Genomic DNA, 25,749 nt, shown 5'->3' on the forward strand with positions numbered 1-25,749 from the left:
GGGAAGGGTGGGCCTGGGGGCTCCATCTGGGGGTCCATCTGGGGGTCCATCGGTTCAGGCTCCCTGGCTCTTGAGGAGCGCGGCGATGAGTTCCTGCACTTCCTTCGTGGCTTTCTCCCTGAGCTTCGCCTGCGCCTGCAACCATGCGGGGGACGCACCCGAAACGAAGTAGGAGCTTCCGGACTGCTTCGAGCTGTTCGCCGCGCGGGAGAGCCACTGTGAATTAGCGGGAGAGTTGGCGACGAGATACATGTTCCGCGGGGTGAGCTTCAGGAAGTCACGAAATGTGACCAGACGCCTCAATGGAATGATGTGATCGAACGCCACACCATTAATCGTCCGACCGGGGTATGCGGGGTCGGCGGACCCGATTGCGGGAGCCCGCATGCCTTGCAGGTACGAGGTCCGGGGTATGTCGGGCCGAGTTTCATCGAGCGCCTTATAGACCGCCTTGATGGACGACGGAAGCGGTACCGGTTTTCTGTCCGATCGCGTGGTCATGCCCGGCTTTCCCGGCCCGTACTTGAGGAAGTCATAGGTTTCCGGATTCCATCGGCTACCTGCTCGCTTCTGTGCGAGGGTCAACTTCCCTGCCGCTGTTGCGATCTTGCTGAGCTTGTCCTTGCTGGGGGTGACAACCGTCGACAGCGGATGGTTGACTTTCATCTGGAAAAACGCCTCGGCACAGGCCCGCAGCCGGGCGGCGACCGGGCCTTTTTGGGCATTGAGAGCCCTCGCTTCGGCGTTGTACGCGGCGACGGCTCCCGCGTTGGATTGTGCAGGCGGATTAGCGTTGTGCACGCGGATCTTCTCGCGTAACGCCCTCGCTTCCGCGACCAAATCCGCGCAGTTTTCCTTGTAATCGAGGCTGGCCGCCGCCACGGGCGAGGCTCCGACTGTTACGAGGCCGGCCGAGCAGACCAAGGCCAGGGGTCCGGCGATCCTTCGGAATGTGCGCAGCATGCTCCTCGCTCTCTCGTTTCCTCGCTCCCTCATACGCCGTGGACGATCGGTCAGGGAAAAACCGACCTGCCGGCGTACGACGCTTCGGGAGATAAGACCAGATGTGCACTGCGAGCGCTTACCTCATCCTGCCTGTCATGCGACCGTCACGCCACCCCCATTACCATCTGACTCTGCTTTCGCCACCGACACAGAAATACTGTCCACTCGCACATAAGAGCGTGTTTGAAAAGTGGCAATATCGGTTGATAACAGGAAATTTACTGGCCACCAGAACGGTCGACTTTCCACGATTCCCCGCGCCTATCTCTTCTCCGTGAACGGCTCGGCGGCGGTCCTCGCACCGGCCGGCGCACGGATCCGAATCGTCGAGGAGCGGGCTCACCGCCGCCTCTTTCGGCGCAGCCATCTGGCGATCTCGGGTACGGCAGTAGCGATGGCGGGGAGCGCGACGAACACGAGGCCGACGATGAGCGGGCCGCGCCCGCACTCGCCGGCCGGTCGATAGCCGATTGCGAAATGCGTTTCCGGCCGACCCTGAAAGCTTCCAGGTTGTCGCATCCCGTGCTCGCGCCTGAGCATCTCCCGGAGAAAGAAGAATCTGTGATCACCGCTTGCTAGGAGGATTCATGGCACTGACGAGGAAAGCCTTCGCGGCGGCAGCTCTGTGCGCGTCGGCGTTCGTGGTCCCGCTCGTCGTCGCGCCGGCGCCGGCATTCGCCGCGAACACCTGTCGTCTGCCGACGCAGGCAACGCCACCCAGCAGGTTCATCAAGAGCTACAGCAACTGCAACACCTGCGTCTCCGAGGCTTACAAAAGGTCGCAAAACATCCTCGGCTTCCGGTACTACTGCACCTACAACCCGAGCAACAACCTGAACGACCTGCACCAGTACCTCGGCTAGTACTCCAGCCGTAGATCCTGATCATGCCTCGTCAACGGCCTGTCACCGGTAGTGGCTGATCCGGGCACGGGCTTGATGGCCTCGTCGCCGGCGGGACCAGCTCAGCACATCGGCCGCGGTCCGATCAGTCCTGGTGAGCAGCCGAACGAGCAGGCCCTGATCTCGCCCAGAGTCAGTGGAGCCGGTTCGGAGACCGCGGTGGCCGCCTGGCTCGCTCGCAGGCGGCCACCGCGACAAGGACGGCGTGGGCCAGCATGGCCAGTGTGGTCCACCGATACCACGATCGCCGACGGCGGACGTGATGCGCGTCCGTCCGGCCAAGGCCCAGCAGAAGATTTCCGGGCGGCTGCGTTCGGAGCGGGCCACACGCAGAGCGGACAGCCGGCCGACCAGACCCGCGTGCGTGGCCAAGGCATACCGGGCCTGAAAGGAAACTCCTCACGAGGACTCTCACTGTGCGCCCTCCGGCCAGATCACGATCAGACCGCGATCCGGCCCCTGCTGATCAATGACACGACAAGACCTGCCTAAGAACGGTATGGCGGTGTTTGTCGTCTCACGGTTCCGGAGATCCACACGATGCGGAAATGGCCCCATCGGGGGTTATCCGGGGCATTCTTCGGCATGGATGGCGGAGATGTCCGAGCGTCTAGAGGAATCGATTCCTTTTCGGGGGAGAATCGCTATGTCAAAGTTCAAGAGTCTCGTCGGGCTGCTCGCCGTGAGCGCCGCGTTGACCGGTGGGGCGGTCGCGCTGGGCGCCGCTACCACCGTCACTGCGGCGAGCGCCGCCGTCATCCAGACCGGCGGCTACATCCCCCCGGCGGCCCCGGTGGCGAAGCCGGTGGCGAAGCCGGTCGTAGTGGCGAAGCCGGTCGCGGTGGCGCCGGCGGTCGGCTGCACCAGCTGTGGCGTCAGCAGCAACCACAACCGCAACTGGAACCGCAACCACAACCGCAACCGTCAGCACCAGCGCGAGGAGCAGCGCCAGCACCAGCGCCAGCGCCAGCACGTGATCAACAACATCCGGATCAGCCAGCCGGAGCAGCGGCGGGAGCGTGAGGTCAGGGAGAACCGGGGCTTCGAGATCCCGGCCGACGTCCTCGCCCAGCTCGTCGGCGTCAACGGCGGCTGAAAACCGGCGCCTTGCGCCGTCACCACAATCAAAGACCAGCAGGAGGAACGGCGGAGCGACGCGTATCGATCCGCATAACCTGAAGGTCCACGAAGCGGTCTCTTGCCGTCCAGTGGAGGACCGCGAACGAACCTGCCAGCTGCCATAGGAGCCGGCCTGCTGATCTACAGCAGAGCGCCCCGCCACCCTTCGCCAGGGTGCGGGGCGCTTGACTGTGCGCGACCGGGGTGCGGTGTGGGCAGGTAGCCGTGTGAAGGAGCGGGCAGGGTGTCGACGCAGGCCGGCGAGCAGGCGTTGACCAAGAGAGGCAACGTGTCGGTGCCGACCCGCGAGGAGATCCACACTTGGTAGAGCCCGGCTTCGACGATCGGCCGGTCGCAGACGCTACATGCCCGGATCACATCGGTGCCCCATACCTCGGGGTCGAGGTCGCTGATGTCGAGGTCCCGGATCGGCGCTCTACCCGGCTGGAGCGGAGGAAAGGGCGGTCGAATCTTGACGTTGCCGTACAGCGAACGGGTGCTGACCGTGCCGGCCTTCAGTCGTCGGCACCTGGTCAGCTCATAGGGGAACCAGTGCAAGCGATGCGAGGTGTAGGGGGTGAACTCCTCCAGGTTGGTCATCGCACCGATCTCCGGTGGGATCCGCACCAGGTTGCTGCCGTAGAGCATCAGGTGTTTGACCTCGGTGAGCTTGGCGATGGCCGGCGGCAGGGTGATGATCTGCCGCCGTTCGGCCGGGCTGAGCTCAACGAGCGGCCGGAACACCTCTCGGCCGTCGGCCGCCGCTTCGTCCACAAGCTCAAGTAGATGTCGCCACCCAGAAGACGTAGTGTCCTGACGCTCGGCATGGAATCGCACCACGTGTGGTGAACGAACTCTGTGCTGATCGAAACACCGGCAGATCTCGCTGACGGTCATGTCCCCTCCTTCGCGGACGGCTTCGGCCCGTAGGTCGGCCAATGAGGGCGGGGCGGCTTCCTCTTCCATGGACGCAGGTAGCCCGATCTGCCGTTCGCTGATCATTCTGTCCGAGATTGTGACTGGCTTTCCGCACCGCATGCCATGGAGTCCGGCCACACGCTCGACAGCGCGCGGCCCGCGCAACTTTCCCTTGGCGTAGCCGGGCAGCCGGAAGACCCCGCGTGCCGTACGGTCACTTCCACTGGAAGTAAGATCGCCGAGCTTGCGGTCTGCGCATGCTGGGCCCCTGCTGGCGCATCAGCCGTGACTACCTGCTTGCAAACGGGGGCCAGTCACGACGTAGAGAGCTTTTCGCCCTGTTCGATCGGTAGTTCAGGGCCGGTGGGATGTGCTCGTGTAAGGCGACGTTGCTGTACCCGGCTGCTGCACAGCAAGCCCGGTCCAATGCCTGCGCCGCGTGTAGACCACTTCACTGTATGCGCTGCCGCACCAACCTGACTGAAACTCCATCGGTAGCGCGCGAGGAGGATGCATGCGATCAGAGGTCAGCTTGGCCCAGCTGGGCGACGAACTCGCCCAACTCACCAACCTGTCGGGTATCGCGGCCCTGTCCGAGGAAGAAGTACAGGCACTCGAAGGCACCGTGGGGGCGCCTCTGCCCGAGGAGCTCCGCTCGTTCCTCCTCCAGTTCGGACCCGGCCTCCGGCCTGGCCCGGTACTCAATCTGGAGTGGATCATCGACGAGACTCTGCGCGAGCAGCGAATGTTCGCGGAGGAACCGGAAGCCGCAGTCTCCCTGTCGGCTTCTTTCCCGATCAGTCGCGCCGACGTGTCCCGCCTGCCACAGCTCGCGGCCGAGGGCACCAAGCCCATCCTCAGGTTCGACAAGCCGATGCCAGGGACCATGTTCCTCTGTGGCCACGGCTGCACGTGGATCAGCATGCTGGCGATGAACGGCGACCTCGCTGGCACAGTGTGGATGACGGAGATGGGTTGGGCCGAGAAAATGTACTGGTGGCCATCCGCCCCCTGGCTCATGCACGATCGCTGGGGCTTCCCACACAGTGGATGGACGGAACCGGTGCCCTTCCTCGACTGGTACATCCGATGGGCTCGAAGCCTCCAGCACTAACTTCTGCGCTCGGGCAGCGATAGAGCGGATAAGTCGGCCTGTACGCCGGGTTCAAATTCCGCACGCTTCCTACCTGCGGTGAAGCGCTGTCGACCTGCGAAAACGCTTCTGTTCGTTGTCATCGCTTGCCAGCGTTTTCCGAGCGCGTGTGCCCCTAATGTGCCCCGGCCGGCCGCGCCTTCGAATCCTGAGCTGCAGGTGGCCGCGCCGCCGACTGGTTAAATCGGGAACCATTCAACGCTGGAGATGCGGATCTTGCTCGTGCGGTACCGGCTCCGGATGTGCGCGATACCAGTCCACCACGCGGCAGGCGACGCGATCGAAAGGGGCGTCCTCGGTAAGCGGGTGCTGGTAGTCGGCCACGCGGTCCAGATCTACGACCAGCATCGCAGAGGTCGCCGTATCGAAGAGCCTGGATGCGGTGAGTCTCGTCCGTAGATAGGCCAGGAGCCGCTCGTGGTGCTCGTCCCAGTTGACATTGCCGTTGCGCTGCGCCTCATCACGGAGCTTCTCTACTGCCCGAAGCAACTCGCCCTGTACAGTGTCCGCCTGTCCTCGCCGCGGTACATAGGTCGTCCAGATGTGGCGGGCATCGGCCAGATAGTGCGGATCCATGTGGATCACCGTATAGCCGCGCGCCGTACAGTCACTTCCACTGGAAGTAAGCTCGCTGAGCTTGCGGTCTGCGACTATGTCACTGCCATGCTTCTGATCTGCCTTTTAGCTGTGCAGTGTCCCTCGTCGTTTCACAGCGCTTCTTACGCGCGTGTGCCCTAGATGTACTGACCGGAGACGTTGATTGATGGAGTTCAGCCCTGTGTATTACGATACGGGGCGTGACGTATCGAAATGGTGTTGAGGGGGCGGCGCGCGGCCGTCCCCGTGATGCAGCTCTGGATCAGCGGATCACTGCTGTCGTACTGGAGGTGCTGGCGGAGTCCGGTTACGAGGGGGTGTCCTTCGAGGAGGTCGCCCGACGGTGCCAGACATCCAAGGCGAGCCTGTATCGACGGTGGGGGTCCAAGCGGGAGATGGTGATCGCTGCAGTCAAGGCTGGGCCCGCACAGCGCGAGGCCGGCGAGCCGATCGACACGGGCACCCTGCGCGGGGACGTGTTGAGCCTGTGTCGGCGCCTGGACCAGACCATGCGCGCTGCGGACAGTCAGACCGCGATGCTGCTCTTGCAGGCGGGTCTGGAGGACCCGGACCTGTGCGAGGCCATCGAGAACGCCGTCGGCCCGACAGGAGCTCGGCTGCCGCAACAGGTCATCGACGCCGCGATCGCACGCGGCGAGCTGCCCGACGGCGCGGATCCTTTCGCATTCGAGGAGGTGGTCGGTGCCGCCCTCCTGCTACGACGGGTCAACGACCTCGTAGTCGACGAGGAGTACCTGTCCGCACTCGTCGACACCATCGTCATCCCAGCCCTGAAGGCATCGTGTGGGCGGTCCGCCCTGCCCGCCGGGATCTTCTCCGGCCACCCGGCCCCCACCGCCCATGAGACCGCCGCGCCTGAGGCGAAGGAGAACGCATGACCACCCGACTGATGATCAGCGGCTTCGACTACCGGACCATCCCCGGCACCAACGGCGTCAACCTCAACGTCGCCGTCGGCGGGAGCGGGCCGGCCGTGGTCCTCCTGCATGGGTTCCCGCAGACCCACTACATGTGGTGCCACGTCGCGGCGCGGCTCGCCGACGACCACACGGTTATCGTCCCTGACCTGCGCGGATACGGCGACAGCGACAAGCCGGACGGGAGTGACCCCGCCACGTACTCCAAGCGCACGATGGCTCAGGACATCGTGACGGTCGCGTCCGTCCTCGGCGTGGACCACTTCGGGCTCGTCGGGCACGACCGCGGTGCACTGGTCGCCGTCCGCGCAGGCTTGGACCACCCTGCCGTCGTGGACTACCTGGGGATCCTCGACGTCCTGCCCACCCTCGACACGTGGGCCGTTCTGCAGGGAGTCGACGCCAAGGTCGCCTGGCACCTGTACCTGATGGCCCAGCCCATCGGGCTTCCCGAGAAGATGATCCGCGCAGTCGCTCCGGAGTTCTTCGGCTCCTTTCTGGACGCATGGGACCCCAGCGGCACGACTTTCACCCATGAGGAGCGCGCCTACTACATCGACAGCTCGGTCGCCGCGATCGACTCCATCGTGGCCGACTACCGGGCCACCGCGAGCATCGATCTCGAGATGGATCGAGCCAACCGTGAGCGTGGTGCGCAGCTCGCGATGCCGGTTGGCGTCATCTCGCAGGACTGGGGCTCCCAGCTTGGCTTCGACGCCGCATCGCTGTGGCGGGCCTGGGCGCCGGACCTGACCTACCAGCCGACCGCATCCGGGCACTTCATGGCCGAAGAGAACCCCGACGAGATCGCCACCTTCATCACCACCCTTGCGACGCGCCCGAGCGCGCGGAACCACTGATCGCACCCGCATCACCGCACCGAGGGGTCCGCCACCCTTGGCGGGCCCCTCGACCTACCGAAGGGACGCCATGCCCCACCCAAACGCAGCCCTGACCCCGCGCCACCGCCTGAAGGTGGCTCGCCTCGTCGTCGAGGACGGTTGGCCGGTCAGTGAGGTCGCCGCTCGGTTCCAGGTGTCGTGGCCGACCGTGAAGCGGTGGGTCGACCGCTACCTGGCTGGCGAGCCCATGCATGACCGCTCGTCCCGGCCGAAGTCGTCGCCGAACAAGACGTCCGAGGCTGTGTCGAAGCGGTGCGTGAGCTTGCGAATGCGGTTGCGGGAAGGGCCCGTTCAGCTCGCCGTGCGGCTCGGGATCGCGCCATCGACCGTCCACCGCATCCTCGCCGCGGCGCGGCTCAACCGGCTGTCGCACGTGGACCGCGCCACGGGCGAACCGATCCGACGCTACGAGCACCCACACCCCGAATCGCTCGTACACGTCGACGTGAAGAAGCTCGGGAACATCCCCAACGGCGGCGGCTGGCGCTACGTCGGCCGCCGCCAAGGCGACCGCAACCGAGCCGGCACCCCCGACAAGCCACGCAACCAGTACGGCGGCCCAAAGCTCGGCTACGCCTACGTCCACACCGTCCTCGACGACTACTCCCGCTTCGCGTACACCGAGGTCCACGACGACGAAACCGCCATCACCGCCGCCGGCGTGCTGCACCGAGCCGTCGACTGGTTCGCCCAGCGCGGCGTCACCATCGAGCCCGATCAGTACACCTAGATGTGCCCTCGGAGGCGGCTCACCGAAGCAGGTCCAGCCTGTCCCGCGCGCGTTGCTTGTCTGCATCAGTGAAGAGCTCTGCGAACTCTTCCTTCAGGACATGTGCTTCCCCAGTAAGGTCAAGGCGACATGGCTCCGAAGGGTCTCGAAACCATCCGAAATCTGGTCACTCCACAAGAGTTGCCGCGCGGTGCCGAGACCCCCGCGCTCTGAGACCATCTGGATGAAGCGAGTCGCGTTGTACCCGAGATCCCGCATGGCGGTCTGATAGATCTCGACCATCGCCCGGTGGAACCGGCGCTCAGTCTCGTTCGACCCTGCCTCTTCCAGGTCGGCCAGCGATCCCACGTGTTGATCTGGCGGTTGCTCGCCAAGACCTAACGTGTCCGATCAGCAGCACGGGGCCGCAAGACACACTCAGTGCAGGTTGAGCTGACTGGCTTGCCCTCAGCATTCAGGAGGCCAAGTTCTCGAGCACGCTCGCGTCGGCGTGCAATCCCCCGTCCTTGATGCCACGGGATGCCCTGTATGAGATTCCACCAGGTCATGCCGTCGCGGTCCTGATACCGCATAAGACGCTCGGCCGACGTGCCCGCCAGCGACGAACACTCAGCGCGGTGGTGAAGAACATCGCCGGACCCTTGGCAATAGACCTCGCCATCTGATGGGACCAGCCCGTAGGCGTCGCCCTCGATGTACTCCACTCTCACGATTTCGTCCTCGAAGGCGGAGGTGACGCCGTGGCCTCCGCCCGAGCCATGGAGATCTATCTGCCCCGGTCTGGGCCGGCAGAGCCCACATGTCTCTACCGCCATCTCATGGATACACTGCGCAGCCACACACCCATGCTGGCAGCCGACACCACTTCTCGCCACAGGGTCCGTCATCGCCGTCAACCGGCGCGGCCGGGCGCGGTAGCTGTAGTAGTGGAGCGCTGGCGGGGGCCGCTAACCATGCCGGCGGCCCGGGTTGCGTCCACGGAAGTGGTGTAAGAGTTTCCGCTGGTAGAGGCGTGGCGTCGTGAAATGAAGACGGCCACCGCGTGATCCTTCGTGATTGCAAAGTCAAGATCGAAGGAAAGAGCGATGGCCGCGAACAACGGTGTGAACCATGCCGACTGGCTGGCGAAGCAGATCGAGACCGACGACCCGGATCTGTTGCGATCCATGGTGAAGACCATGGCCGAGGCGTTGATGTCGGCCGAGGCCGACAGCCTGTGCGGCGCCTCCTACCGCGAACGCAGCGGCGAGCGGACCGACTCCCGCAACGGCTACCGCACCCGACCCTGGGGCACGGAGATCCGGGATCCACGCTGCGGACGTACACGCACTTGATGCCCGATGCCGCGGACCGTACCCGAAGGGCTATGGACGCGTTCTTCTCCCAGGCGAACGAGGAGTCGGCGTGTGTCCTGGTCGTGCCCGCGGGCACGCCGAGGTGAGTCTTACGCCTGGCGGGCGTGCCGTGCGCTCACTTCCACTGGAAGTAGACGAAGAGGCGGCCGTGGTTCTTCGCGTCCTTGTCGATGCGGTGGTAGAGGGCCTTGATCTCCTTCTGCTCGAGGAAGCGGAGGACCTTCTTCTTGAGCTGGCCGGAGCCCTTACCCGGAATGATCTCGACCTGGGTGGCCTTGACGCGCACGGCCTCCCGGATGATCCCGTTCAGCGCGCGGTCGATCTCGCGGCTGTTGTTGTAGATGTCATGGAGATCAAGCTTGAGCTTCACGTGATCGAGTGTAGAGCTTGTCAACTTCCACCCAACAGAGCCACATAAAGTCAGCATAAATAGCGATCTATACGCGAATTTGATCGCTGATTAGACTCCGAGTCAGGTGCGCCCACCTCCTGGAGGTGGGCGTTCACTCGTCGCCCAACGGGGGAGGGTCGTGCACCTTCCCGTGTCTTCAGGGCGGCACGACACCTCACGCTGCGGGCGGCGTCCCCCGCAGTGCCCCCATGGAGGTGTTCGTGTCAAGGAAGACCCCGTCCACCTACTTACGCATGACCGCCGTCGCGGGCGGTCTCGCCCTCGTCGCGGCGACGATCCCCGCGGCGTCCGCGACGGCGGAGCCCACCCCCGGTTCCACCGCCTCATGGTCCGCCACCGCTCTCACCGACGGTGAACGGGTCCAGGGCGCCAAGTCCTCAAGCGGCCGGCTGGCCGAGAGCGACCCCACACTGCTGAAATCGAGATCCGCGGCGCCGGTGAACGTCGTCGTGAAGCTGGACTACGACTCCCTCGCGGCGTACCGGGGCGACCTGCCGGGCCTGCCCGGGACCAGCCCCGCGGTCACCGGCAAGTCCCTCGACGTGAAGAGCGCCGACGCCGCCAAGTACGCCAAGCACATCGAGGGGATCGAGAACGCGTTCCTCGGCGAACTGGCCAAGAAGGTTCCCGGCGCCAAGGTGGGCCAGAAGCTCCGCACGGTGTACGGCGGCGTGGCGCTCACCCTGCCCGGTGAGAAGGCCGCCGAGTTGCTGAAGCTCCCCGGGGTCGCGGCCGTGCAGGAGGACAAGAGGGAGCAGCCCCTCACCGACTCCAGCGCCTCCTTCATGGGGGCCGACACGATATACAACCAGCTCGGCGGATCGAGCTCGTCCGGCAAGGGCGTCATCGTCGGCATCCTCGACTCGGGCGCCTGGCCCGAGCACCCGTCGTTCGCCGACCCGGGCACCCTGCCCACGCCCCCGGCCAAGGCCGACGGCACTCCGCGTACCTGCAACTTCGGGGACAACCCGCTGACCCCGGCGGCCGACGTCTTCGCCTGCAACAACAAGCTGATCTCCGGCCAGCCCTTCCTCGCCACGTACAACGCCCTGGTGGGCGGTGAGATGTACGGCGACAGCGCCCGCGACTCCAACGGGCACGGGACGCACACGGCGACCACCTCGGCCGGCGGCCCGGTCGAGCACGCGAACCCGCTCGGCATCGACCGCGGCGCGATCCACGGCATCGCACCGGCCGCCCACGTGGCCGTCTACAAGGTCTGCGGCGCCGAAGGGTGCTACCAGTCCGACTCGGCCGCCGCGGTCGCCCAGGCCATCGCGGACGGCGTCCGCGTGATCAACTTCTCGATCTCGGGCGGGTCCGATCCGTACAGCGACCCGGTGGAGCTGGCGTTCCTCGACGCGTACGCGGCGGGTGTGTTCGTGTCCGCCTCGGCGGGCAACGCCGGACCGGGCGCGGGTACGACCGACCACCGCAGCCCGTGGGTGACGACCGTGGCCGCCTCGACCCAGTCGCGGACCTTCCAGTCGACGATCACCCTTTCCGGCGGTGGCGCGACCGCCACGATCAAGGGGGCGTCGGTCACCGCGGGCGCGGCGACGCCGCTGCCGATCGTGCTGGCCTCGGCTCCGCCGTACAACGACGCGTTGTGCGTCGGCACGCCGCCCGCCGGGCTGTTCACCGGGAAGATCGTCGCCTGTGAACGCGGCCCGAACCGGGTGCTGAAGAGCGCCCAGGTCAAAAAGGGCGGCGCCGCCGGGATGATCCTCTACAACTCGTCCGCGCTGGACGTCATGACGGACAACCACTGGGTGCCGACGGTCCACATCGACAAGCCGGAGACCGACGCCCTGCTGGGCTTCCTGAGTGCCCACCCGGGCGCGACGGCGAGCTTCACCCAGGGTGAGAAGGCGACGTGGCAGGGCGACGCGATCACGACGTTCTCCTCGCGCGGCCCCGGAGGCGACTTCCTCAAGCCGGACGTGACCGCGCCCGGCCTGCACATCCTCGCCGGCACGACCCCGACCCCGGAGTCGGAGCTCGAGGGCCCGCCCGGCAACCTGTTCCAGGCGATCGCGGGGACGTCGATGTCGTCGCCGCACGTGGCGGGCGCCGGCGCGCTCATGGCGGCGCTGCACCCGGACTGGACACCGGGCCAGATCAAGTCGGCGCTGGAGACGACGGCCACGACGAAGGTCACCAAGCAGGACCGCACCACGCCCGCCGACCCGTTCGACTACGGCGGCGGGCGCGTCGACCTGTCGAAGGCCGGTGACGCCGCCCTGACCCTGGACGAGACCGCGGCGAACTACGCGGCATCGGCGACCGACCCGATGGGCCGGATCGACCTGAACCTGCCCTCGGTGAACGCGCCGACCATGCCGGGCGTGATCACCGCGAAGCGCACGCTCGTGAACACGACGAACAAGAACCTGGTCTACACCGCGACCGGCACCACCGTCAGCGGGGCGAACATCGCGGTGCTCCCGCCGCTGTTCACCGTCAAACCGGGCAAGAGCGTGCAGATCACCATCGTCATCACCGCGCCGGACCTGCCCGACGGGCAGTACTTCGGCCAGGTGAACCTCAAGCAGGTCAACGGCAACCGGGCACAGCACCTGCCGGTGGCGTTCTACCGCAAGGAGGGCGCGGTCCCGATCGACCAGACCTGCTCGCCCGACACCATCGCGAAGAACACCGGCACGTCCACCTGCACGGTGTCGGTACAGAACAACACCCTGGAGAACGCCGAGGTCACCGCGCTCAGCACGCTGAACACCAAGCTGAGCGTCACCGGGGTCACCGGCGCCACGCAGACCGGAAACCGGCTCGTCACGGCGAAGACCACCCTGGCGGCACGGCAGCCCGACAAGCCGGGCATCGCGCCCGGAACGAACCCCGCGGGCGGCTGGCTCTCGCTGGCGAACTTCGGCATCGCGCCCACACCGATCGGCGACGAGGAGGCGATCAACTTCACCGTCCCGGCCTTCGTCTACGCGGGCAAGACGTACACGCGGCTCGGAGTCGTGTCCAACGGCTACACGGTCGCGGGAGGTACGAACGGCTCGGCGGACATCCAGTTCGCCCCGCAGACGCTTCCCGACACGACACCGCCCAACGGCGTGCTCGCGCCGTACTGGACCGACCTCGACGGCGGCGGGGCGCCGGGTGTGTACGCGGGATCGCTGACGGACGGCGTCAACCGGTGGCTCGTCATCGAATGGCACGTCCACCTGTACGGCGACAGCGCCATGAAGGTCTTCCAGCAGTGGATCGGGCTCAACGGCACGGAGGACATCAGCTTCGCCTACAACCCGACCGCGCTGCCGCCCTACCCGGGTGACGACTACGGCCTGACCGTGGGCGCGGAGAACTCCGACGGCAACGCCGGCAGCCAGATCACCGGTCCTCCGACGCAGGACTACCGGATCACGAGCACCCCCGGCGCGCCCGGTGGAACCCTGACCTACTCGTTCACGGTCAAGGGCACGTCCACCGGAACCGGGACGGTGACGACGGCGACGTCGACCCCGCAGGTGCGCGGCATCACCGTGGAGGTGGACAAGATCACAGTCCAGTGAGCGGTCCGGCGAGCGATCCGGAGACGGATCGCGAGAGAGGTTGAGACGAGGAGGGGCCCGGCGTCCGCCGCCGGGCCCCTTCCCGCGTGGAAGACGATCGTTCAGCTGTGGATGTATCCGACCAGGGCCTCGTTCTCCGTCTCCAGTTCCTCGATGGTGCTCTTGACCACGTCGCCGATGCTGACGATGCCGGCGAGACGGCCCTCACGCAGCACGGGGACGTGCCGTACCCGGTGGTTGGTCATCGTGCGGCGCAACTCGTCCACATTCGCCTCCGGTGTGCACGTGTGCACCTCGGACGTCATGATCGCGGAGACCGGGAGGTCCAGGACGGCGGCGCCGCGGTCGGCCAACCGGCGCACGACGTCGCGTTCGGAGACGATGCCGGTGATGGTCGCACCGTCCTCCGAGACGACCACGGCTCCGATGTTCCGCTCCGCCAGCACGGCGAGCAGTTCGGTGACCGTGGCGTCCGGCGCCACCGTCGCCACGTCCGTTCCCTTGCCCCGCAGAATCGTTCTGATCAGCATCGACACCACCTCGACTCGGCCCCGGCTCGGTTTTCCCTGAACATTGCCCTCTCCGCGTTCCACCTAAGCGCGCGGCGCCCACGTGCGCGGCTCAGGTGACGGGCAGCAGCCGTACGGCGTCCAGGGCGAGGGCGAGTTCCACGACGTCCAGCGGCCGGGCCAGTGACCGCCCGGTGAGCTGCTCGATCCGCCTGATCCGGTTGAAGACCGTGTTCCGGTGGCAGTAGAGCCGCCCGGCGGCGCGCATCGCCGAGCCCTCGCAGCGAAGCCACGCCTCCAGCGTACTGAGCAGCACCTCGCGGTCGGCGGGGTCGAGGGCGAGGACGGGCCGCAGCACGGCGCCGCTGAGGTGGCCGGCCAGTTCGGGCTGGCTCACGACGAGCGCGGCGGGCAGCCGGTCCTCCAGATGCGCGATCTCCGGCCCGTCGCCCGCGCAGGTACGCAGCGCCAGCTCGGCGAGCCTGCGCGCCCGGCCCAGTTCGGCCAGTCCCTCGACGACCGGGCTGATCCCGGCCGGGCGGGTGACGTGCGGGCGCAGCCCCCGGGCCAGCTCCTCCATCTCCGCGTCGCGCAGCAGGGCGACCGCGACCTCGTAGTCGGGCCGCATCCGCCACAACAGCCGGATCGGGCCCAGTGTCGTGGGCCGGGTCGCGGAGTCGCCGTGGTCGTGACGGCCGGGCAGCCGGGTGATGACGACCGCGTAGCGGCCGAGCTCCGGCAGGTCGAGCGCGGCCGCGGCGCTACGCGCGAGCGAGGCGTCGGCGCGGTCCTCGATCAGCGCGTCGAGCAGGGACTGGATCCGCTCGGCGGTGCGGCCGAACATCTCCGCCTCGCGTCTGCGGTACGTCTCGGCGGCGGCGACGGCCTGCCGGTCGATGGCGTGCCAGACCCGGGTGGCGCCACGGATCAGCACGGGCAGGCTCTCCGGCTCCTTGTCCGCGACGACGTCGATCAGGGCGTTCCACACCACCTGCGCCGACATCTGGTAGCTCCGCAGCAGCGAGTCGATCGGGAGTCCCTGCTCGGCGCGGCGCCGGGCGGTCCACTCGGCCTGGGCGACGTCTCGGCGCTCCCCCGGCGGGAGCAGGATGGCGCCGATGCCGGTGCGCATGGCGTCGTGGACGCTCTGCCAGTGGTCGTCGGTGGGCACCATCCGCCGGTACGCCTCGTCCGCGTCGCGCATCTTGCCCACGAGCTCGTCGGCGAGGTCGGGAAGCCGGTCGAGCAGCACGCCCGCGGCCAGGCGCATGATCCTGCCGATCTCGTCGGCGGCCGCGCTACCGCTACCCATCGCGCCATCGTGCCAAGAGCACACCTACCGGAACAAGGTTCTGTTCTCTTTCGTGACACGGCGTTGTGCTCGTGCACAACCGCCCCCCTCCCGCCGTGGGCGCGCGCCCCGACTTCGCCCCGGGCTCTGGACGCGGGTGGGACGCCTCGGTTGTGTTCGTTCATCGGCGTCCCAGGAGGCGAATACATGAATGTCCACGCCCCCGGGTCCCCCGGCGCCACCGGGGACTCGGGGTTGACGGTCAGGGATCTGGCGGTGGGTTACGGCCCCGTCGCGGCGTTGCGCGGGATCTCGCTCCGCGTACCGCGCGGCGCCGTCGTCGCGGTGCTCGGCGGCAACGGCGCGGGCAAGTCCACGCTGCTCCGCGCGATCTCGGGCACGCTGCGGTTCCACCGGGGCGGGATCGCCTCGGGCGACGTCACGTTCGACGGCGAGCGGATCTCGGGGGTCGAGCCCTCCGGCGTGGTGGCCCGCGGCGTCGTACAGGTGCCCGAGGGGCGGCGGATCTTCGCCAGGATGACGGTCGAGGAGAACCTGCGGGCGGGCGCGCTCAGTGTGCGCGACCGCGGGGCGAACACCCGGGCGCGCGAGCGGGTGCTCGGGCTCTTCCCGATCCTGGCCGAGCGGTCGCGGCAGCGGGCCGGGCTGATGTCCGGAGGCGAGCAGCAGATGCTCGCCATCGGCCGGGCGCTGATGGCCGCGCCCCGACTGCTCCTGCTCGACGAGCCCACCCTGGGCCTCGCGCCGATCATGGCGGCCAGGATCGCCGAGACCATCCAGGAGATCAACGCGCAGGGCACCTCGGTGCTGCTGGTGGAGCAGAACGTCGCGACCGCGCTCGCGCTGGCCTCGCACGCGTACGTCCTGGAGGTCGGCGAGGTGGCGCTCTCCGGCGCCGCGCGCGACCTCGCGGGTGACGACGAGGTACGGCGGCGCTACCTGGGGATCGGCCCGGACGCGGACGGCGGCACGAGCGCTCAGGGAACTCCGGACGCCCCCGCCGAACGCCGAACGCTGACGAGGTGGTCGGCGTGACTGGAACATACCAACCGGACGGTACGGCGCCGCCCGTCCTGGAGGTCAGGGACGTCACCGTCCGGTTCTCGGGGCTGACCGCGCTCGACGGCGTCGGCTTCACCGTGCAGCCAGGCAGCGTGCACGCGCTCATCGGGCCCAACGGCGCCGGCAAGTCGACCTGCTTCAACGTGCTGTCGGGCGTCTACCGCGCGACCTCGGGCAGCGTCCGGTTCGGCGACGCCGAGCTGACCGGCCTGCCCCCGCACCGCGTCGCCGCGCTCGGCATCGCGCGGACCTTCCAGAACATCGCGCTCTCCCCGCACCTGTCGGTGCGCGACAACCTCATGCTCGGGCGGCACCGGCTGACCCGCGCCGGTTTCGTCGCGGCGGGGCTCCGGCTGCCCTCGGCCCGCGGGGAGGCCGCCAGGCATTCCGGCCGGGTCGCCGAGATCGCCGCCTTCGCCGGGCTGGCCGACCTGCTCGACTGCCCCGTCGGGCTCCTGCCGTACGGCGTACGCAAGCGGGTGGAGCTGGCCCGCGCGCTCTGCGTGGAGCCGCGCCTGCTGCTGCTCGACGAGCCGGTGGCGGGGATGAACGGCGGCGAGCGCCGGGACATGGCGGGACTGATCGTCGCGGTCCGGGAGAGCCTCGGCATCTCGATCCTGCTGGTCGAGCACGACATGGGGATGGTCATGCGCCTGGCCGACACGGTGACCGTCCTGGACTTCGGGCGGCGCATCGCGACCGGGCCTCCCGAGCGGGTCCAGGACGACCCCGAGGTCGTCCGCGCCTATCTCGGCGCGGCCGCGCGGAACCCCGCGGAAGACGCGGCGCGAGGGACAGCACGAGAGGCAGCACGAGAGACCGGACGAGACAGGCCGAGGGACGGGGCGACGGGAACGGCGCCGGGTGTCGCGGGCGGCAGGGAGAGCGCGTGATCACCTTTCTGGAGCTCCTGGTCAACGGGATCTCGGTCGGCGCGGTCTACGCGCTCATCGCGCTCGGCTTCGTCGTCATCTTCAAGGCGACCGAGGTGGTGAACTTCGCGCACGCGTCGCTGCTCCTGGCCGGCGGCTACGTGATCGCCCGGCTGCACGAGGTGCTCGGCTTCTGGCTCGCGCTGCTCGCCGGGATCGCCACCGCGGCCCTGGTCGGCGCGCTGGTGGAGTTCCTGGTGATCCGCCGGGCGAACGTGGCCGTGCGGAGCGTGCTCGCGATCGTGACGATCGGCGTGGACATCGTGCTCACCACGGAGCTGACCCGGCGGATCGGCACCGAGGTGCTGGCCCTGGGCGACCCCTGGCGTGACCGGGTGCTACGCGTCGGGGAGGTGTCGATCGCCGAGACCCGCCTGGTGGCGCTGGCCGTCGCCGCCGCCCTGATCACCGCGTTCCTGCTGGCGTTCAAGTACACCGCATGGGGCGTGACGATGCGCGCCACCGCCGAGGACGCGGAGACCGCGGCGCTCATGGGGGTCCGGCTCGGCCGGGTCTCGCTGAGCGCGTGGGCGGTCGCCGGGGCGCTGGCGGCGGTGGCGGCGCTGTTCCTGTGCGTCTTCCCCACTCCCGGCCTGGACCGCGGCACCGGTCTGGCCGCGATGAAGGCGTTCCCGGCGGCGATCCTCGGCGGGTTGGACTCCACCACCGGCGCGCTGGCCGGTGGGCTGATCGTCGGCCTGACGGAGGCGCTGATGAACGGCTACCAGAACCAGCTCGCCTTCCTCGGCCGGGGCGTCGGGGACGTCGCGCCGTTCGTGGTGATGCTGGCCGTCCTGCTCGTCCGGCCCGCCGGGCTGTTCGGCACGAGGGAGCCCGCCCGTGTCTAGGACCGTGATCCTCAGAATCCTGACGGGCCTCGCGGCCGTCGCCGCCGCGTTCGCCGTGCCGTTCTATCTGGACGGTTTCTGGCTGCAGGCCGGGCTGTTCGCGATGTCGGCCGCGGTCGGCGCGATCGGCCTCAACCTGCTGACGGGCGCGACCGGGCAATTGTCGCTCGGGCACGCCTTCTTCCTCGCGGTCGGCGCGTACGCGTACGTCTACTTCGGCTCGGAACCCGAGGGCGAGCTGGGCGGCCTCGGACTGCCGACGCCGGCGGCGGCCGTGCTCGCGGTCCTCGCGGCCGGGGTCGCGGGCGGTCTGCTCAGCCCCATCGGCGGCAGGCTCAAGGGCCAGTACCTCGGCATCGCCACCCTCGCGCTGATCTTCTTCGGCCAGCACGTGCTGTTCAACGCGACACCGGTCACCGGCGGCTACAACGGCCGGGCCGTGCCGCCGCTGGAGCTGTTCGGCTTCGCCTTCGCCGACTCGCCGGGACTGGTGGTGCTGCGGGTGCCGTTCGGCGCGCTGGAGCGGCTGTGGTTCCTCAGCCTCGCCGTACTGGCGGGCGCGGCCCTGTTCGCCAGGGGCGTGCTGCGGGGACGGCCGGGCCGTGCCATGAACACCATCCGCGACCACGAGATCGCGGCCGGAGTCATGGGCGTGCCGGTGGCGCGTTACCGCGCGGGCGTGTTCCTGCTGTCATCGATGTACGCCGGCCTGGCCGGGGTGCTGCTCGCGCTGGCCTTCCAGCGCACCGTGCCGGAGTACTTCGGCATGCTGCTGTCCCTCGACTATCTCGCGATGATCGTGATCGGCGGCCTGGGTTCGGTCGCGGGAGCGGTGGCCGGCGCGGTGTTCGTCTCCCTCCTGCCCCAGGTGCTGACGCGGTACAGCGACGCCCTGCCGCTGGTGTCCGAGCCCGGCACGGGCGGGCTGTCCCCCGCCGAGGCCGCCCGCCTCCTGTACGGCGTGGCCGTGGTGGCCGTCGTCCTCTTCCTGCCCGGCGGCCTCGCGGGCCTGGCCTCCCGTACGCGTTCCGTCGGCCACCGGTGGTTCTCTCCGGGGTCCGCCCGGCGGCGATTCTCCCCCTCATCCCCCGAAACGACGTCACCCGAATCGACGTCGCCCGAAACAACCTGACCCGAACCGACCCGAAATGACCCGAAACGACAAGGAGCTGACCCATGCGCAACCTCAGGTCCACGGTCGCGGCCGCGGCGATCCTCGCCCTGGCCGTCACCTCCTGCGCGAGCGAGAAGGCGACCGGCGGCGCGGCACCCTCGGCCGCCGGCGGCGACGGCGTCACGACCGGCCCCGGCGTCACCGCCGATACGATCACCGTCGGCGTCATGACCGACATGACCGGCCCGTACGCGTCGTTCGGCAAGACCCTCACCCAGGCGCAGCAGCTCTACTTCGAGCAGCTCAACGCGGCGGGCGGGGTCTGCGGCCGGAAGGTCGAGCTGGTCGTACGCGACCACGGCTACGACCCGCAGAAGGCGGTCACGGCCTACACCGAGATCGCGCCGAAGTCGGCGGCGATCGCGCACTTCATCGGCTCCCCGATGGTGATGGCGCTCAAGTCGCGCATCGAGACCGACAAGCTGCTGACCATTCCCATGGCGTGGTCCACCAACCTGCTGGGCGCCAGGGCCGTCCAGGTCACCGGCACCACGTACGACATCGACATGATCAACGGCGTGGACTTCCTGGTCAAGGAGAAGGGCCTCGCGGCGGGCGACAAGATCGGCCACCTGTACTTCGAGGGCGACTACGGCGAGAGCGCCCTCAACGGCTCGGTGTACGCCGCGAAGAAGCTCGGCCTGACCGTGGTCGAGCAGAAGATCAAGCCGACCGACCAGGACATGAGCGCCCAGGTCGCCGCGTTCAAGGCCGCGGGCGTCAAGGCGGTGCTGGTCTCCGTCGGCCCGCGGCAGGCGGCGTCCCTGGTCGGGGTGGCGCTCGCCAAGGGGATGGACGTGCCGTTCCTGGGCAGCAACTCGGCCTACTCCCCGCAACTGCTGGCGACCCCCGCGGCTCCCGCGCTGCTCAAGGACTTCTACGTCGCGACCGGAGGGGCGCCGATCAGCGCGCCGCTGCCCGCCATGCGCAAGCTCGTCTCCGAGTACCAGGCGAAGTATCCCGGGGAGGCCCTGGACAGCGGAGTCTCCGCGGGCTACCCGGCGGCGGCCATCGTCGGCGAGGCGCTGAAGAAGGCGTGCGAGGCCAAGGACCTGACCAGGGAGGGCATCCTGACCGCCCACCGCGCCAGGGGCACCTGGGACGGCGGCTACGGCACCACGATGGACTTCTCCCTGATCGACAGGCCCGCCACCCGCGCCACGTACATCGTCAAGCCGGACAAGGAGGCGGTCGGCGGCGCGGTGATCTACAAAGAGGCGGCGGTCTCCGGTCTGGCCGAGGAGTATCCCGTCCCCGTGGGCTGACCTGTCACTACCGTCCAGGGCGTACGCTGGTGATACTCGGGCACCGAAGCAGTAATGTGTGAAATACCACTATTACCGCCGCCGGAGACACACGATGACGGACACGCTCAACACCGGAAGCCACGACCTTCCGATCACCGAGGCCCTCGCGCAGTTCATGACGACCGGCTGGGCCGACACCAGCCGGTCGGACGTGGAGCCGCTGCCGCTCGCCGCGTACACCGCCAAGCGGCGCGCCGCGCTCGCCGCGCGCTTCCCCGGGGAGCGGCTGGTCATCCCCTCCGGCACGCTCAAGGTCCGCAGCAACGACGACGACTACAGGTTCCGGACGCACAGCGCGTTCGCGTACCTCACGGGCGCCCAGCAGCCGGACGACGTCCTGGTCGTCGACCCCTCCGGAGCGGCCCGGCTCTTCCTGCGCCCGCGCTCGCCCCGCTCGGAGGGGCAGGAGTTCTACCGCGACCGTCGGTACGGCGAGTTCTGGGTGGGCCGCCGCCCCGACCTGGCCGAGGCGGAGCAGCTCTACCAGATCGAGTGCGTCCACATCGACCGGCTGGCCGACGCGCTCGGCGGGCCCGCCCGGGTGCTGCGCGGGGTGGACGCCTCGGTCGACGCCCTGGTGTCCCCGCAGGACGGCGACGGCGAGTTCGCCCAGTTCCTGTCGCAGATGCGGCTCGTCAAGGACGAGTGGGAGATCGCGGAACTGCAGCACGCGGTGGACGCCACCGCCCGCGGCTTCGAGGACGTGGTCCGCGCGCTGCCCGCCGCGATCGCCCACCCGCGCGGCGAGCGGTACGCCGAAGGGGTCTTCGGGCTGCGCTCCCGGCTGGAGGGCAACGCGGTCGGCTACCAGTCGATCGTGGCCTCGGGCGCGCACGCCTGCGTGCTCCACTGGATCCGCAACGACGGGCGGCTGAACCCCGATGAGCTGCTGCTCATGGACGCGGGCGTCGAGAGCGACAACCTCTACACCGCCGACATCACCCGCACGCTGCCACTGTCCGGCCGGTTCAGCCCGTTGCAGCGGCAGGTGTACGAGCTCGTCCTGGCGGCACAGGACGCGGCGATCGCCACGCTCCGGCCGGGCGCGCGGTTCCGCGACTTCCACCGGGCGGCGATGACCGTGATCGCCGAGGGTCTGCACGACTGGGGCGTCCTGGCCGACCCCGACGTCGACAGCGGGCTCCATCGCCGCTACACGCTCTGCAGCAGCGGGCACATGCTCGGCCTCGACGTGCACGACTGCGCCGCCGCGCGCGCGGACGCCTATCTCGACGGCGTACTCGAAGAGGGCCAGGTGCTGACCGTGGAGCCCGGCCTCTACCTCCAGCCCGACGACCTCACCCTGCCGCCGGAGCTGCGCGGCATCGGGGTGCGCATCGAGGACGACCTCGTCATCACCGCCGACGGCGCGCGCCTCATGTCCGATGGACTGCCCAGGCACCCCGACGCGATCGAGGAGTGGATGGCGGAGCTGCTCGGCTGAGCCACCCGCAATTTACGCGATGGTCACAATGCTCGAATAAGGTGTCACCGTGCGAGCCCCCCTGATCTTCGCCGGCCACACCGACGAGGTGCTCGACATGGTCGGGGGCACGCTGACCGAGGTCGAGCGGTCCCGGGCCGAGCGTTTCACCCGCGAGCAGGACCGGCTCGACTTCGTCGCCGCCCACCTCCTCGTACGGCACTGCGCCGCCGAGTTCCTCGGCACCCGGGCCTGCGTGCTCACGCTGGTGCAGCGCTGCGACCAGTGCGGCAAGCCGCACGGGCGGCCGTCGCTGGCCGAGGAGCCCGACCTGTCCGTGAGCCTGGCCCACACCCCGGGATACGTCTGCGCGGCCGTGGGACACGGCCGCGTGGGCGTGGACGCGGAACACGCGACGGGCGGCCCGGCCGACCAGGGTCTCGCCGCCCTCGCGCTCACCCCCGCCGAGGCGGCCCTGGTGGGGCGGGACAACCGCAAGCTCATCCGGCAGTGGGTCCGCAAGGAGGCCCTCGTGAAGCGGGGCGAGCTCACCCTCGACCGGCTGCGCGAGGCCGACCTGTCCAGCCTGCCGCCCGATCCGGGCCACGCCACCCTGGAGTGGCAGGGCAGGCACCTGCTCGAATGGACCGCGGGCACGGTCATCGCGAGCGCCATCACCGACAGCCCGGCCCGGCTGCGGCTCCTGGGTGGCAGGACCTACGCCGCCAGGGCCTGAGCGGATACTCCGGCCGTACGGACGCGATCTTATGCTGGTCGTCATGGACGACCCTCGCTGGCTCAGCCCTCAGGAGCAGCGGGCCTGGCGCACGCACCTGGCCGCACACCGGCTGCTGTCCCACCAGCTCGACCGCGAGCTGCACGAGGCCGGCCTGTCGCTGAACGACTACGAGATCCTGGTGCACCTCTCCGAGAGCCCGCGGCGCCGGATGCGGATGAGCGACCTCGCCGACGCGACCGTGCAGTCGCGCAGCAGGCTCTCCCACCAGATCGCGCGCATGGAGGACGCCGGGCTGGTGACCAGGGAGCACTGCGAGGACGACCGCCGCGGCACGTTCGCCGTACTCACCGGCCGGGGCTGGGAGACCATCCAGCGCGTCGCGGGAGACCACGTCGAGGGCGTGCGCCGCCACTTCATCGACCGGCTCACCGCCGACCAGGTCGCCGCCCTCGAAGCGATCTACCGCCCGATCGTGGACCATCTCCAGCGCGTGCGCGCCGGAAAGAGCGCCTGACCACGCCGTGGGACGCCCGCCCCGGGCTGTGGTTCCAAACCGATACGTCACGACCCTGCTCACGGCGGGTGCCGATCGCTACGATCCGCGTGTGACAAGACTCCTGACCAGACGCCTGGCAAGCGCCGTCTGGCTCGTCCTGGCCGTCCTTCTGGTGCCGGCGTGCAGCGGGACGAGCGAGGCCGGCCTGCCCGACGGTCCCGACCTGATGAAGAAGGCCGCCACGGCGATGGCGGCGGTCAAGACGGTCGCGTTCACGATCGACACCGAGGGCAAGCCGGCCGTGTCGGTCAAACACGCCGAGGGCAGCCTGACCAAGGAGGGCGACGCGAAGGGCAGCCTCCAGATCGACATCATGGGGTCCCTTCAGGAGCTGGAGTTCGTCCTGGCCGGTGACGCGGTCCACTTCAAGGGCCCGACCGGCGGCTTCCAGCGGATGACCCGGGAGGAGCTCGCCGCGATCTACGACCCCTCGGCCGTGCTGACCGGGGTGCCCGCCCTGCTGAGCAGCGCCACCGATCCCCGCGCCGAGGCCGTGGAGAAGGTCGCGGGCGCCGACGCCTATCGGGTCCCGGTCACGCTGTCCCAGCAGATCCTGGCCAAGCTGATCCCCGGGGTGAACCAGGGCGTCAACGGCACCGTCTGGATCGACAAGGCCACCAGCAGGCTGGTCAAGATGGAGCTCCCGCTCACCGGGGGCAAGGTCCTCGTGAACCTCGCTGATTACGACGCCCCCGTGACGATCACGCCGCCGGTGTCCTGACGGCATGTCCTCACCCTCCCGCGCCTCCGAGCCCGCTCCCGAGCCCGCGACCCCGCCCTCTGGTGCGCCCGCCGGTGCGCCCGCGGCCCGCCGGGTGGCGCTCGGCGTCGGCGGCACCGCCGTCCTGCTCGCCGCGCTCGACGCGTACGTCGTGGTCACCGTGCTCATCGACGTCGCCAGGGACGCCGGCGTCCCGCTGAACCACCTGGAGCGGGCGACGCCCATCGTGACCGGCTTCCTGCTCGGCTACGTCGCCGCGATGCCGCTCCTCGGCGGCCTGTCCGACCGGTACGGCCGGCGCCCCCTGATCCACGCCTGCCTGGCCGGATTCGCCGGGGGGTCGCTTCTCACGGCGCTGGCGGACGGCGTGCCCATGCTGGTCGCGGGCCGTGCGATCCAGGGCGTCGCGGGGGGCGCGCTGCTCCCGATCACGATGGCGCTCATCGGCGACCTGTGGGACGAACGTGCCCGCCCCGTGGCGCTCGGCGCGGTGGGCGCGGCCCAGGAGCTCGGCAGCGTCCTCGGCCCGCTCTACGGCGTGGCCCTCGCCTCGGTGATCCCCGCCGGGACGGCCTGGCTGGGCCTGCCGACCGGCGGGTGGCGGCTCATCTTCTGGGTCAACATCCCCCTGGCGGCGCTCGCGGCGGCGGCCGTGCATCGGGGCGTCCCCGCCAGGCGCGGGCCGTACGGCGGGGCCAGGATCGACGTCGTGGGCGGCGTGCTCCTCGCGGTGGCGCTGGGACTGCTCGTGGCGGGCCTGTACAACCCGTCGCCGGACACGTCGGTGCTCCCCCCGTGGGGCGTGCCCTGCGTCGTGGCCGGGCTGGTCGCGGCGGCGGCGTTCGTCGTCTGGGAGGTTCGCTCCCCGGTCCGGCTGCTCGACCTGCCGTCCGCGACACGGCGCCCCCTCCTCGCGACGCTCGCGGTCAGCTTCCTCGCCGGGGCCGCGCTGCTGGTCACCCTGGTGGACGTGCAGTTCACCGCGCAGACGCTGCTGGGCCTGGACACCGTCGGCGGCGCGCTCGTGCTCACCCGGTTCCTCGTCGCGCTGGCCGTCGCCGCGCTCCTCGGCGGCCTGCTCGCCAGGAGGTTCGGCGAGCGGGCGGTCGCGGTGGCCGGGCTCGCCGTCGCCGCCGTCGGTTACGCCCGGATCTCCCAGTGGCCCCTCGACCTCGCCTCCGCGGGAGCGCGGATGGACGTCGACCTCGTCGTCGCCGGGCTGGGGCTCGGCCTCGTCATCGCGCCGGTGTCCTCGGCGGTGCTGCGGGTGGTGCCCGCCGTACAGCACGGCGTGGCGTCGGCGGCGATCGTCGTGGCCAGGATGATGGGCATGCTGCTCGGCGTGGCCGCGCTCTCGGCGTGGGGGTTCCACCGGTTCCAGTCGCTCACCGCCGACCTGGACACACCGCTCCCGATCGGGGTGGAGGCGGCCGAGTACGCCCGGCGGCTCGCGGAGTACACCGCCAAGGTGCACGCCGCCCTCCACACGGAGTACTCCGAGATCTTCCTGATCACCGCCGTGCTCTGCGCCGTGGGCGCGCTGACCGCCTTCCTCCTGCCCCGCCGGGGCGCCACCGCCCTGCCGTGACCGCC

General features: G+C 69.2%; 24 protein-coding genes and 1 pseudogene. 18 read left to right on the forward strand and 7 right to left on the reverse strand.

What is annotated here, in order from left to right; all coding sequences use genetic code 11:
* Window positions 1–54: 54 nt before the first annotated feature.
* Window positions 55–882, reverse strand: a complete 828-nt coding sequence (locus IMZ11_RS07500; protein ID WP_228638936.1) for a hypothetical protein — start codon at window positions 880–882, stop codon at window positions 55–57.
* 710 nt (window positions 883–1,592) lie between these two features.
* Between IMZ11_RS07500 and IMZ11_RS07505 the strand changes: the two genes are divergently transcribed.
* Both IMZ11_RS07505 and IMZ11_RS07510 read left to right on the forward strand, forming a co-directional pair.
* Window positions 1,593–1,868 (forward strand): hypothetical protein, encoded by a 276-nt coding sequence (locus tag IMZ11_RS07505; RefSeq protein WP_228638938.1) that lies wholly within the window; start codon window positions 1,593–1,595, stop codon window positions 1,866–1,868.
* A gap of 685 nt (window positions 1,869–2,553) precedes the next feature.
* On the forward strand, window positions 2,554–3,003 hold the full coding sequence (locus IMZ11_RS07510; RefSeq protein WP_228638940.1) for a hypothetical protein: 450 nt from the start codon (window positions 2,554–2,556) through the stop codon (window positions 3,001–3,003).
* Window positions 3,004–3,167: 164 nt separating this feature from the next.
* Here IMZ11_RS07510 and IMZ11_RS07515 read toward each other — a convergent pair whose 3' ends face one another.
* Window positions 3,168–3,800 (reverse strand): hypothetical protein, encoded by a 633-nt coding sequence (locus IMZ11_RS07515; RefSeq protein ID WP_228638942.1) that lies wholly within the window; start codon window positions 3,798–3,800, stop codon window positions 3,168–3,170.
* Window positions 3,801–4,458: 658 nt separating this feature from the next.
* On the opposite strand from IMZ11_RS07515, the gene IMZ11_RS07520 reads away from it, so the two are divergent.
* Window positions 4,459–5,058 (forward strand): SMI1/KNR4 family protein, encoded by a 600-nt coding sequence (locus IMZ11_RS07520; RefSeq protein ID WP_228638944.1) that lies wholly within the window; start codon window positions 4,459–4,461, stop codon window positions 5,056–5,058.
* A gap of 234 nt (window positions 5,059–5,292) precedes the next feature.
* On the opposite strand, the gene IMZ11_RS07525 is transcribed toward IMZ11_RS07520, so the two are convergent.
* Entirely contained in the window at window positions 5,293–5,673 is a 381-nt protein-coding gene (locus tag IMZ11_RS07525; RefSeq protein WP_228638946.1) for a hypothetical protein, read from the reverse strand.
* A gap of 221 nt (window positions 5,674–5,894) precedes the next feature.
* On the opposite strand from IMZ11_RS07525, the gene IMZ11_RS07530 reads away from it, so the two are divergent.
* The 3 genes and pseudogenes from IMZ11_RS07530 to IMZ11_RS07540 all read left to right on the forward strand — a co-directional run.
* Window positions 5,895–6,593 (forward strand): TetR/AcrR family transcriptional regulator, encoded by a 699-nt coding sequence (locus IMZ11_RS07530; protein WP_228638948.1) that lies wholly within the window; start codon window positions 5,895–5,897, stop codon window positions 6,591–6,593.
* Entirely contained in the window at window positions 6,590–7,492 is a 903-nt protein-coding gene (locus IMZ11_RS07535) for an alpha/beta fold hydrolase (RefSeq protein WP_228638950.1), read from the forward strand. The genes IMZ11_RS07530 and IMZ11_RS07535 overlap by 4 nt, the downstream gene beginning before the upstream one ends.
* 70 nt (window positions 7,493–7,562) lie before the next feature.
* A pseudogene (locus tag IMZ11_RS07540) lies at window positions 7,563–8,246 on the forward strand (helix-turn-helix domain-containing protein); the annotation flags it as partial.
* Between the two features lie 111 nt (window positions 8,247–8,357).
* Here IMZ11_RS07540 and IMZ11_RS07545 read toward each other — a convergent pair.
* Complete coding sequence (locus tag IMZ11_RS07545; protein ID WP_228638952.1) at window positions 8,358–8,612, reverse strand: hypothetical protein; 255 nt, start codon at window positions 8,610–8,612, stop codon at window positions 8,358–8,360.
* Window positions 8,613–9,349: 737 nt separating this feature from the next.
* Between IMZ11_RS07545 and IMZ11_RS07550 the strand changes: the two genes are divergently transcribed.
* Window positions 9,350–9,598, forward strand: coding sequence for a transposase (locus IMZ11_RS07550; protein WP_374462248.1), 249 nt, complete (start codon window positions 9,350–9,352; stop codon window positions 9,596–9,598).
* A 136-nt stretch (window positions 9,599–9,734) separates the two neighbouring features.
* Here the strand turns inward: IMZ11_RS07550 and IMZ11_RS07555 are convergent, their stop codons facing one another.
* Window positions 9,735–9,989 carry a Smr/MutS family protein gene (locus tag IMZ11_RS07555; RefSeq protein ID WP_228638954.1) on the reverse strand — a complete coding sequence of 85 codons (255 nt, stop codon included), beginning with the start codon at window positions 9,987–9,989 and terminating at the stop codon, window positions 9,735–9,737.
* Between the two features lie 242 nt (window positions 9,990–10,231).
* Here IMZ11_RS07555 and IMZ11_RS07560 point away from each other — a divergent pair, with 242 nt between their 5' ends.
* On the forward strand, window positions 10,232–13,573 hold the full coding sequence (locus IMZ11_RS07560; protein WP_228638956.1) for a S8 family serine peptidase: 3,342 nt from the start codon (window positions 10,232–10,234) through the stop codon (window positions 13,571–13,573).
* A 101-nt stretch (window positions 13,574–13,674) separates the two neighbouring features.
* Here IMZ11_RS07560 and IMZ11_RS07565 read toward each other — a convergent pair whose 3' ends face one another.
* Together IMZ11_RS07565 and IMZ11_RS07570 are read right to left on the reverse strand one after the other, a co-directional pair.
* Complete coding sequence (locus tag IMZ11_RS07565) at window positions 13,675–14,103, reverse strand: CBS domain-containing protein (RefSeq protein WP_228638958.1); 429 nt, start codon at window positions 14,101–14,103, stop codon at window positions 13,675–13,677.
* Window positions 14,104–14,194: 91 nt separating this feature from the next.
* Window positions 14,195–15,394, reverse strand: a complete 1,200-nt coding sequence (locus IMZ11_RS07570; protein ID WP_228638960.1) for a CdaR family transcriptional regulator — start codon at window positions 15,392–15,394, stop codon at window positions 14,195–14,197.
* Window positions 15,395–15,580: 186 nt separating this feature from the next.
* Here IMZ11_RS07570 and IMZ11_RS07575 point away from each other — a divergent pair, with 186 nt between their 5' ends.
* From IMZ11_RS07575 to IMZ11_RS07620, 10 genes are all read left to right on the forward strand, one after another.
* Window positions 15,581–16,429: an ABC transporter ATP-binding protein gene (locus IMZ11_RS07575; protein ID WP_228638962.1), complete on the forward strand. Its 849-nt coding sequence runs from the start codon at window positions 15,581–15,583 to the stop codon at window positions 16,427–16,429.
* Window positions 16,426–17,349 (forward strand): ABC transporter ATP-binding protein, encoded by a 924-nt coding sequence (locus IMZ11_RS07580; protein ID WP_228638964.1) that lies wholly within the window; start codon window positions 16,426–16,428, stop codon window positions 17,347–17,349. The genes IMZ11_RS07575 and IMZ11_RS07580 overlap by 4 nt, the downstream gene beginning before the upstream one ends.
* A complete protein-coding gene (locus IMZ11_RS07585) occupies window positions 17,346–18,236 on the forward strand; it encodes a branched-chain amino acid ABC transporter permease (protein WP_228638965.1) in 891 nt (296 codons plus the stop codon). The genes IMZ11_RS07580 and IMZ11_RS07585 overlap by 4 nt, the downstream gene beginning before the upstream one ends.
* Window positions 18,229–19,368, forward strand: coding sequence for a branched-chain amino acid ABC transporter permease (locus IMZ11_RS07590; protein ID WP_228638967.1), 1,140 nt, complete (start codon window positions 18,229–18,231; stop codon window positions 19,366–19,368). The genes IMZ11_RS07585 and IMZ11_RS07590 overlap by 8 nt, the downstream gene beginning before the upstream one ends.
* Before the next feature lie 44 nt (window positions 19,369–19,412).
* Entirely contained in the window at window positions 19,413–20,675 is a 1,263-nt protein-coding gene (locus IMZ11_RS07595; RefSeq protein ID WP_228638969.1) for an ABC transporter substrate-binding protein, read from the forward strand.
* Window positions 20,676–20,769: 94 nt separating this feature from the next.
* Complete coding sequence (locus IMZ11_RS07600) at window positions 20,770–22,161, forward strand: aminopeptidase P family protein (protein WP_228638971.1); 1,392 nt, start codon at window positions 20,770–20,772, stop codon at window positions 22,159–22,161.
* A gap of 49 nt (window positions 22,162–22,210) precedes the next feature.
* Window positions 22,211–22,876: a 4'-phosphopantetheinyl transferase superfamily protein gene (locus IMZ11_RS07605; RefSeq protein WP_228638973.1), complete on the forward strand. Its 666-nt coding sequence runs from the start codon at window positions 22,211–22,213 to the stop codon at window positions 22,874–22,876.
* 43 nt (window positions 22,877–22,919) lie between these two features.
* Window positions 22,920–23,393, forward strand: a complete 474-nt coding sequence (locus IMZ11_RS07610) for a MarR family winged helix-turn-helix transcriptional regulator (RefSeq protein ID WP_228638975.1) — start codon at window positions 22,920–22,922, stop codon at window positions 23,391–23,393.
* 91 nt (window positions 23,394–23,484) lie between these two features.
* Window positions 23,485–24,156: an LppX_LprAFG lipoprotein gene (locus tag IMZ11_RS07615; RefSeq protein ID WP_228638977.1), complete on the forward strand. Its 672-nt coding sequence runs from the start codon at window positions 23,485–23,487 to the stop codon at window positions 24,154–24,156.
* Window positions 24,157–24,160: 4 nt separating this feature from the next.
* Window positions 24,161–25,744 (forward strand): MFS transporter, encoded by a 1,584-nt coding sequence (locus tag IMZ11_RS07620; protein ID WP_228638979.1) that lies wholly within the window; start codon window positions 24,161–24,163, stop codon window positions 25,742–25,744.
* The last annotated feature ends 5 nt before the right edge of the window (window positions 25,745–25,749 follow it).

It is taken from the genome of Microtetraspora sp. AC03309, from assembly GCF_020826795.1.
In the GTDB taxonomy this organism is placed as follows: Bacteria; Actinomycetota; Actinomycetes; order Streptosporangiales; family Streptosporangiaceae; genus Microtetraspora; species Microtetraspora glauca.

Coding starts and splice junctions, on each gene's coding strand:
- IMZ11_RS07505 (WP_228638938.1), top strand. CDS start 1,593: ATGGCACTGACGAGGAAAGCCTTCGCGGCGGCAGCTCTGTGCGCGTCG.
- IMZ11_RS07510 (WP_228638940.1), top strand. CDS start 2,554: ATGTCAAAGTTCAAGAGTCTCGTCGGGCTGCTCGCCGTGAGCGCCGCG.
- IMZ11_RS07520 (WP_228638944.1), top strand. CDS start 4,459: ATGCGATCAGAGGTCAGCTTGGCCCAGCTGGGCGACGAACTCGCCCAA.
- IMZ11_RS07525 (WP_228638946.1), bottom strand. CDS start 5,673: ATGGATCCGCACTATCTGGCCGATGCCCGCCACATCTGGACGACCTAT.
- IMZ11_RS07535 (WP_228638950.1), top strand. CDS start 6,590: ATGACCACCCGACTGATGATCAGCGGCTTCGACTACCGGACCATCCCC.
- IMZ11_RS07550 (WP_374462248.1), top strand. CDS start 9,350: ATGGCCGCGAACAACGGTGTGAACCATGCCGACTGGCTGGCGAAGCAG.
- IMZ11_RS07565 (WP_228638958.1), bottom strand. CDS start 14,103: ATGCTGATCAGAACGATTCTGCGGGGCAAGGGAACGGACGTGGCGACG.
- IMZ11_RS07570 (WP_228638960.1), bottom strand. CDS start 15,394: ATGGGTAGCGGTAGCGCGGCCGCCGACGAGATCGGCAGGATCATGCGC.
- IMZ11_RS07575 (WP_228638962.1), top strand. CDS start 15,581: ATGAATGTCCACGCCCCCGGGTCCCCCGGCGCCACCGGGGACTCGGGG.
- IMZ11_RS07595 (WP_228638969.1), top strand. CDS start 19,413: ATGCGCAACCTCAGGTCCACGGTCGCGGCCGCGGCGATCCTCGCCCTG.
- IMZ11_RS07600 (WP_228638971.1), top strand. CDS start 20,770: ATGACGGACACGCTCAACACCGGAAGCCACGACCTTCCGATCACCGAG.
- IMZ11_RS07610 (WP_228638975.1), top strand. CDS start 22,920: ATGGACGACCCTCGCTGGCTCAGCCCTCAGGAGCAGCGGGCCTGGCGC.
- IMZ11_RS07620 (WP_228638979.1), top strand. CDS start 24,161: ATGTCCTCACCCTCCCGCGCCTCCGAGCCCGCTCCCGAGCCCGCGACC.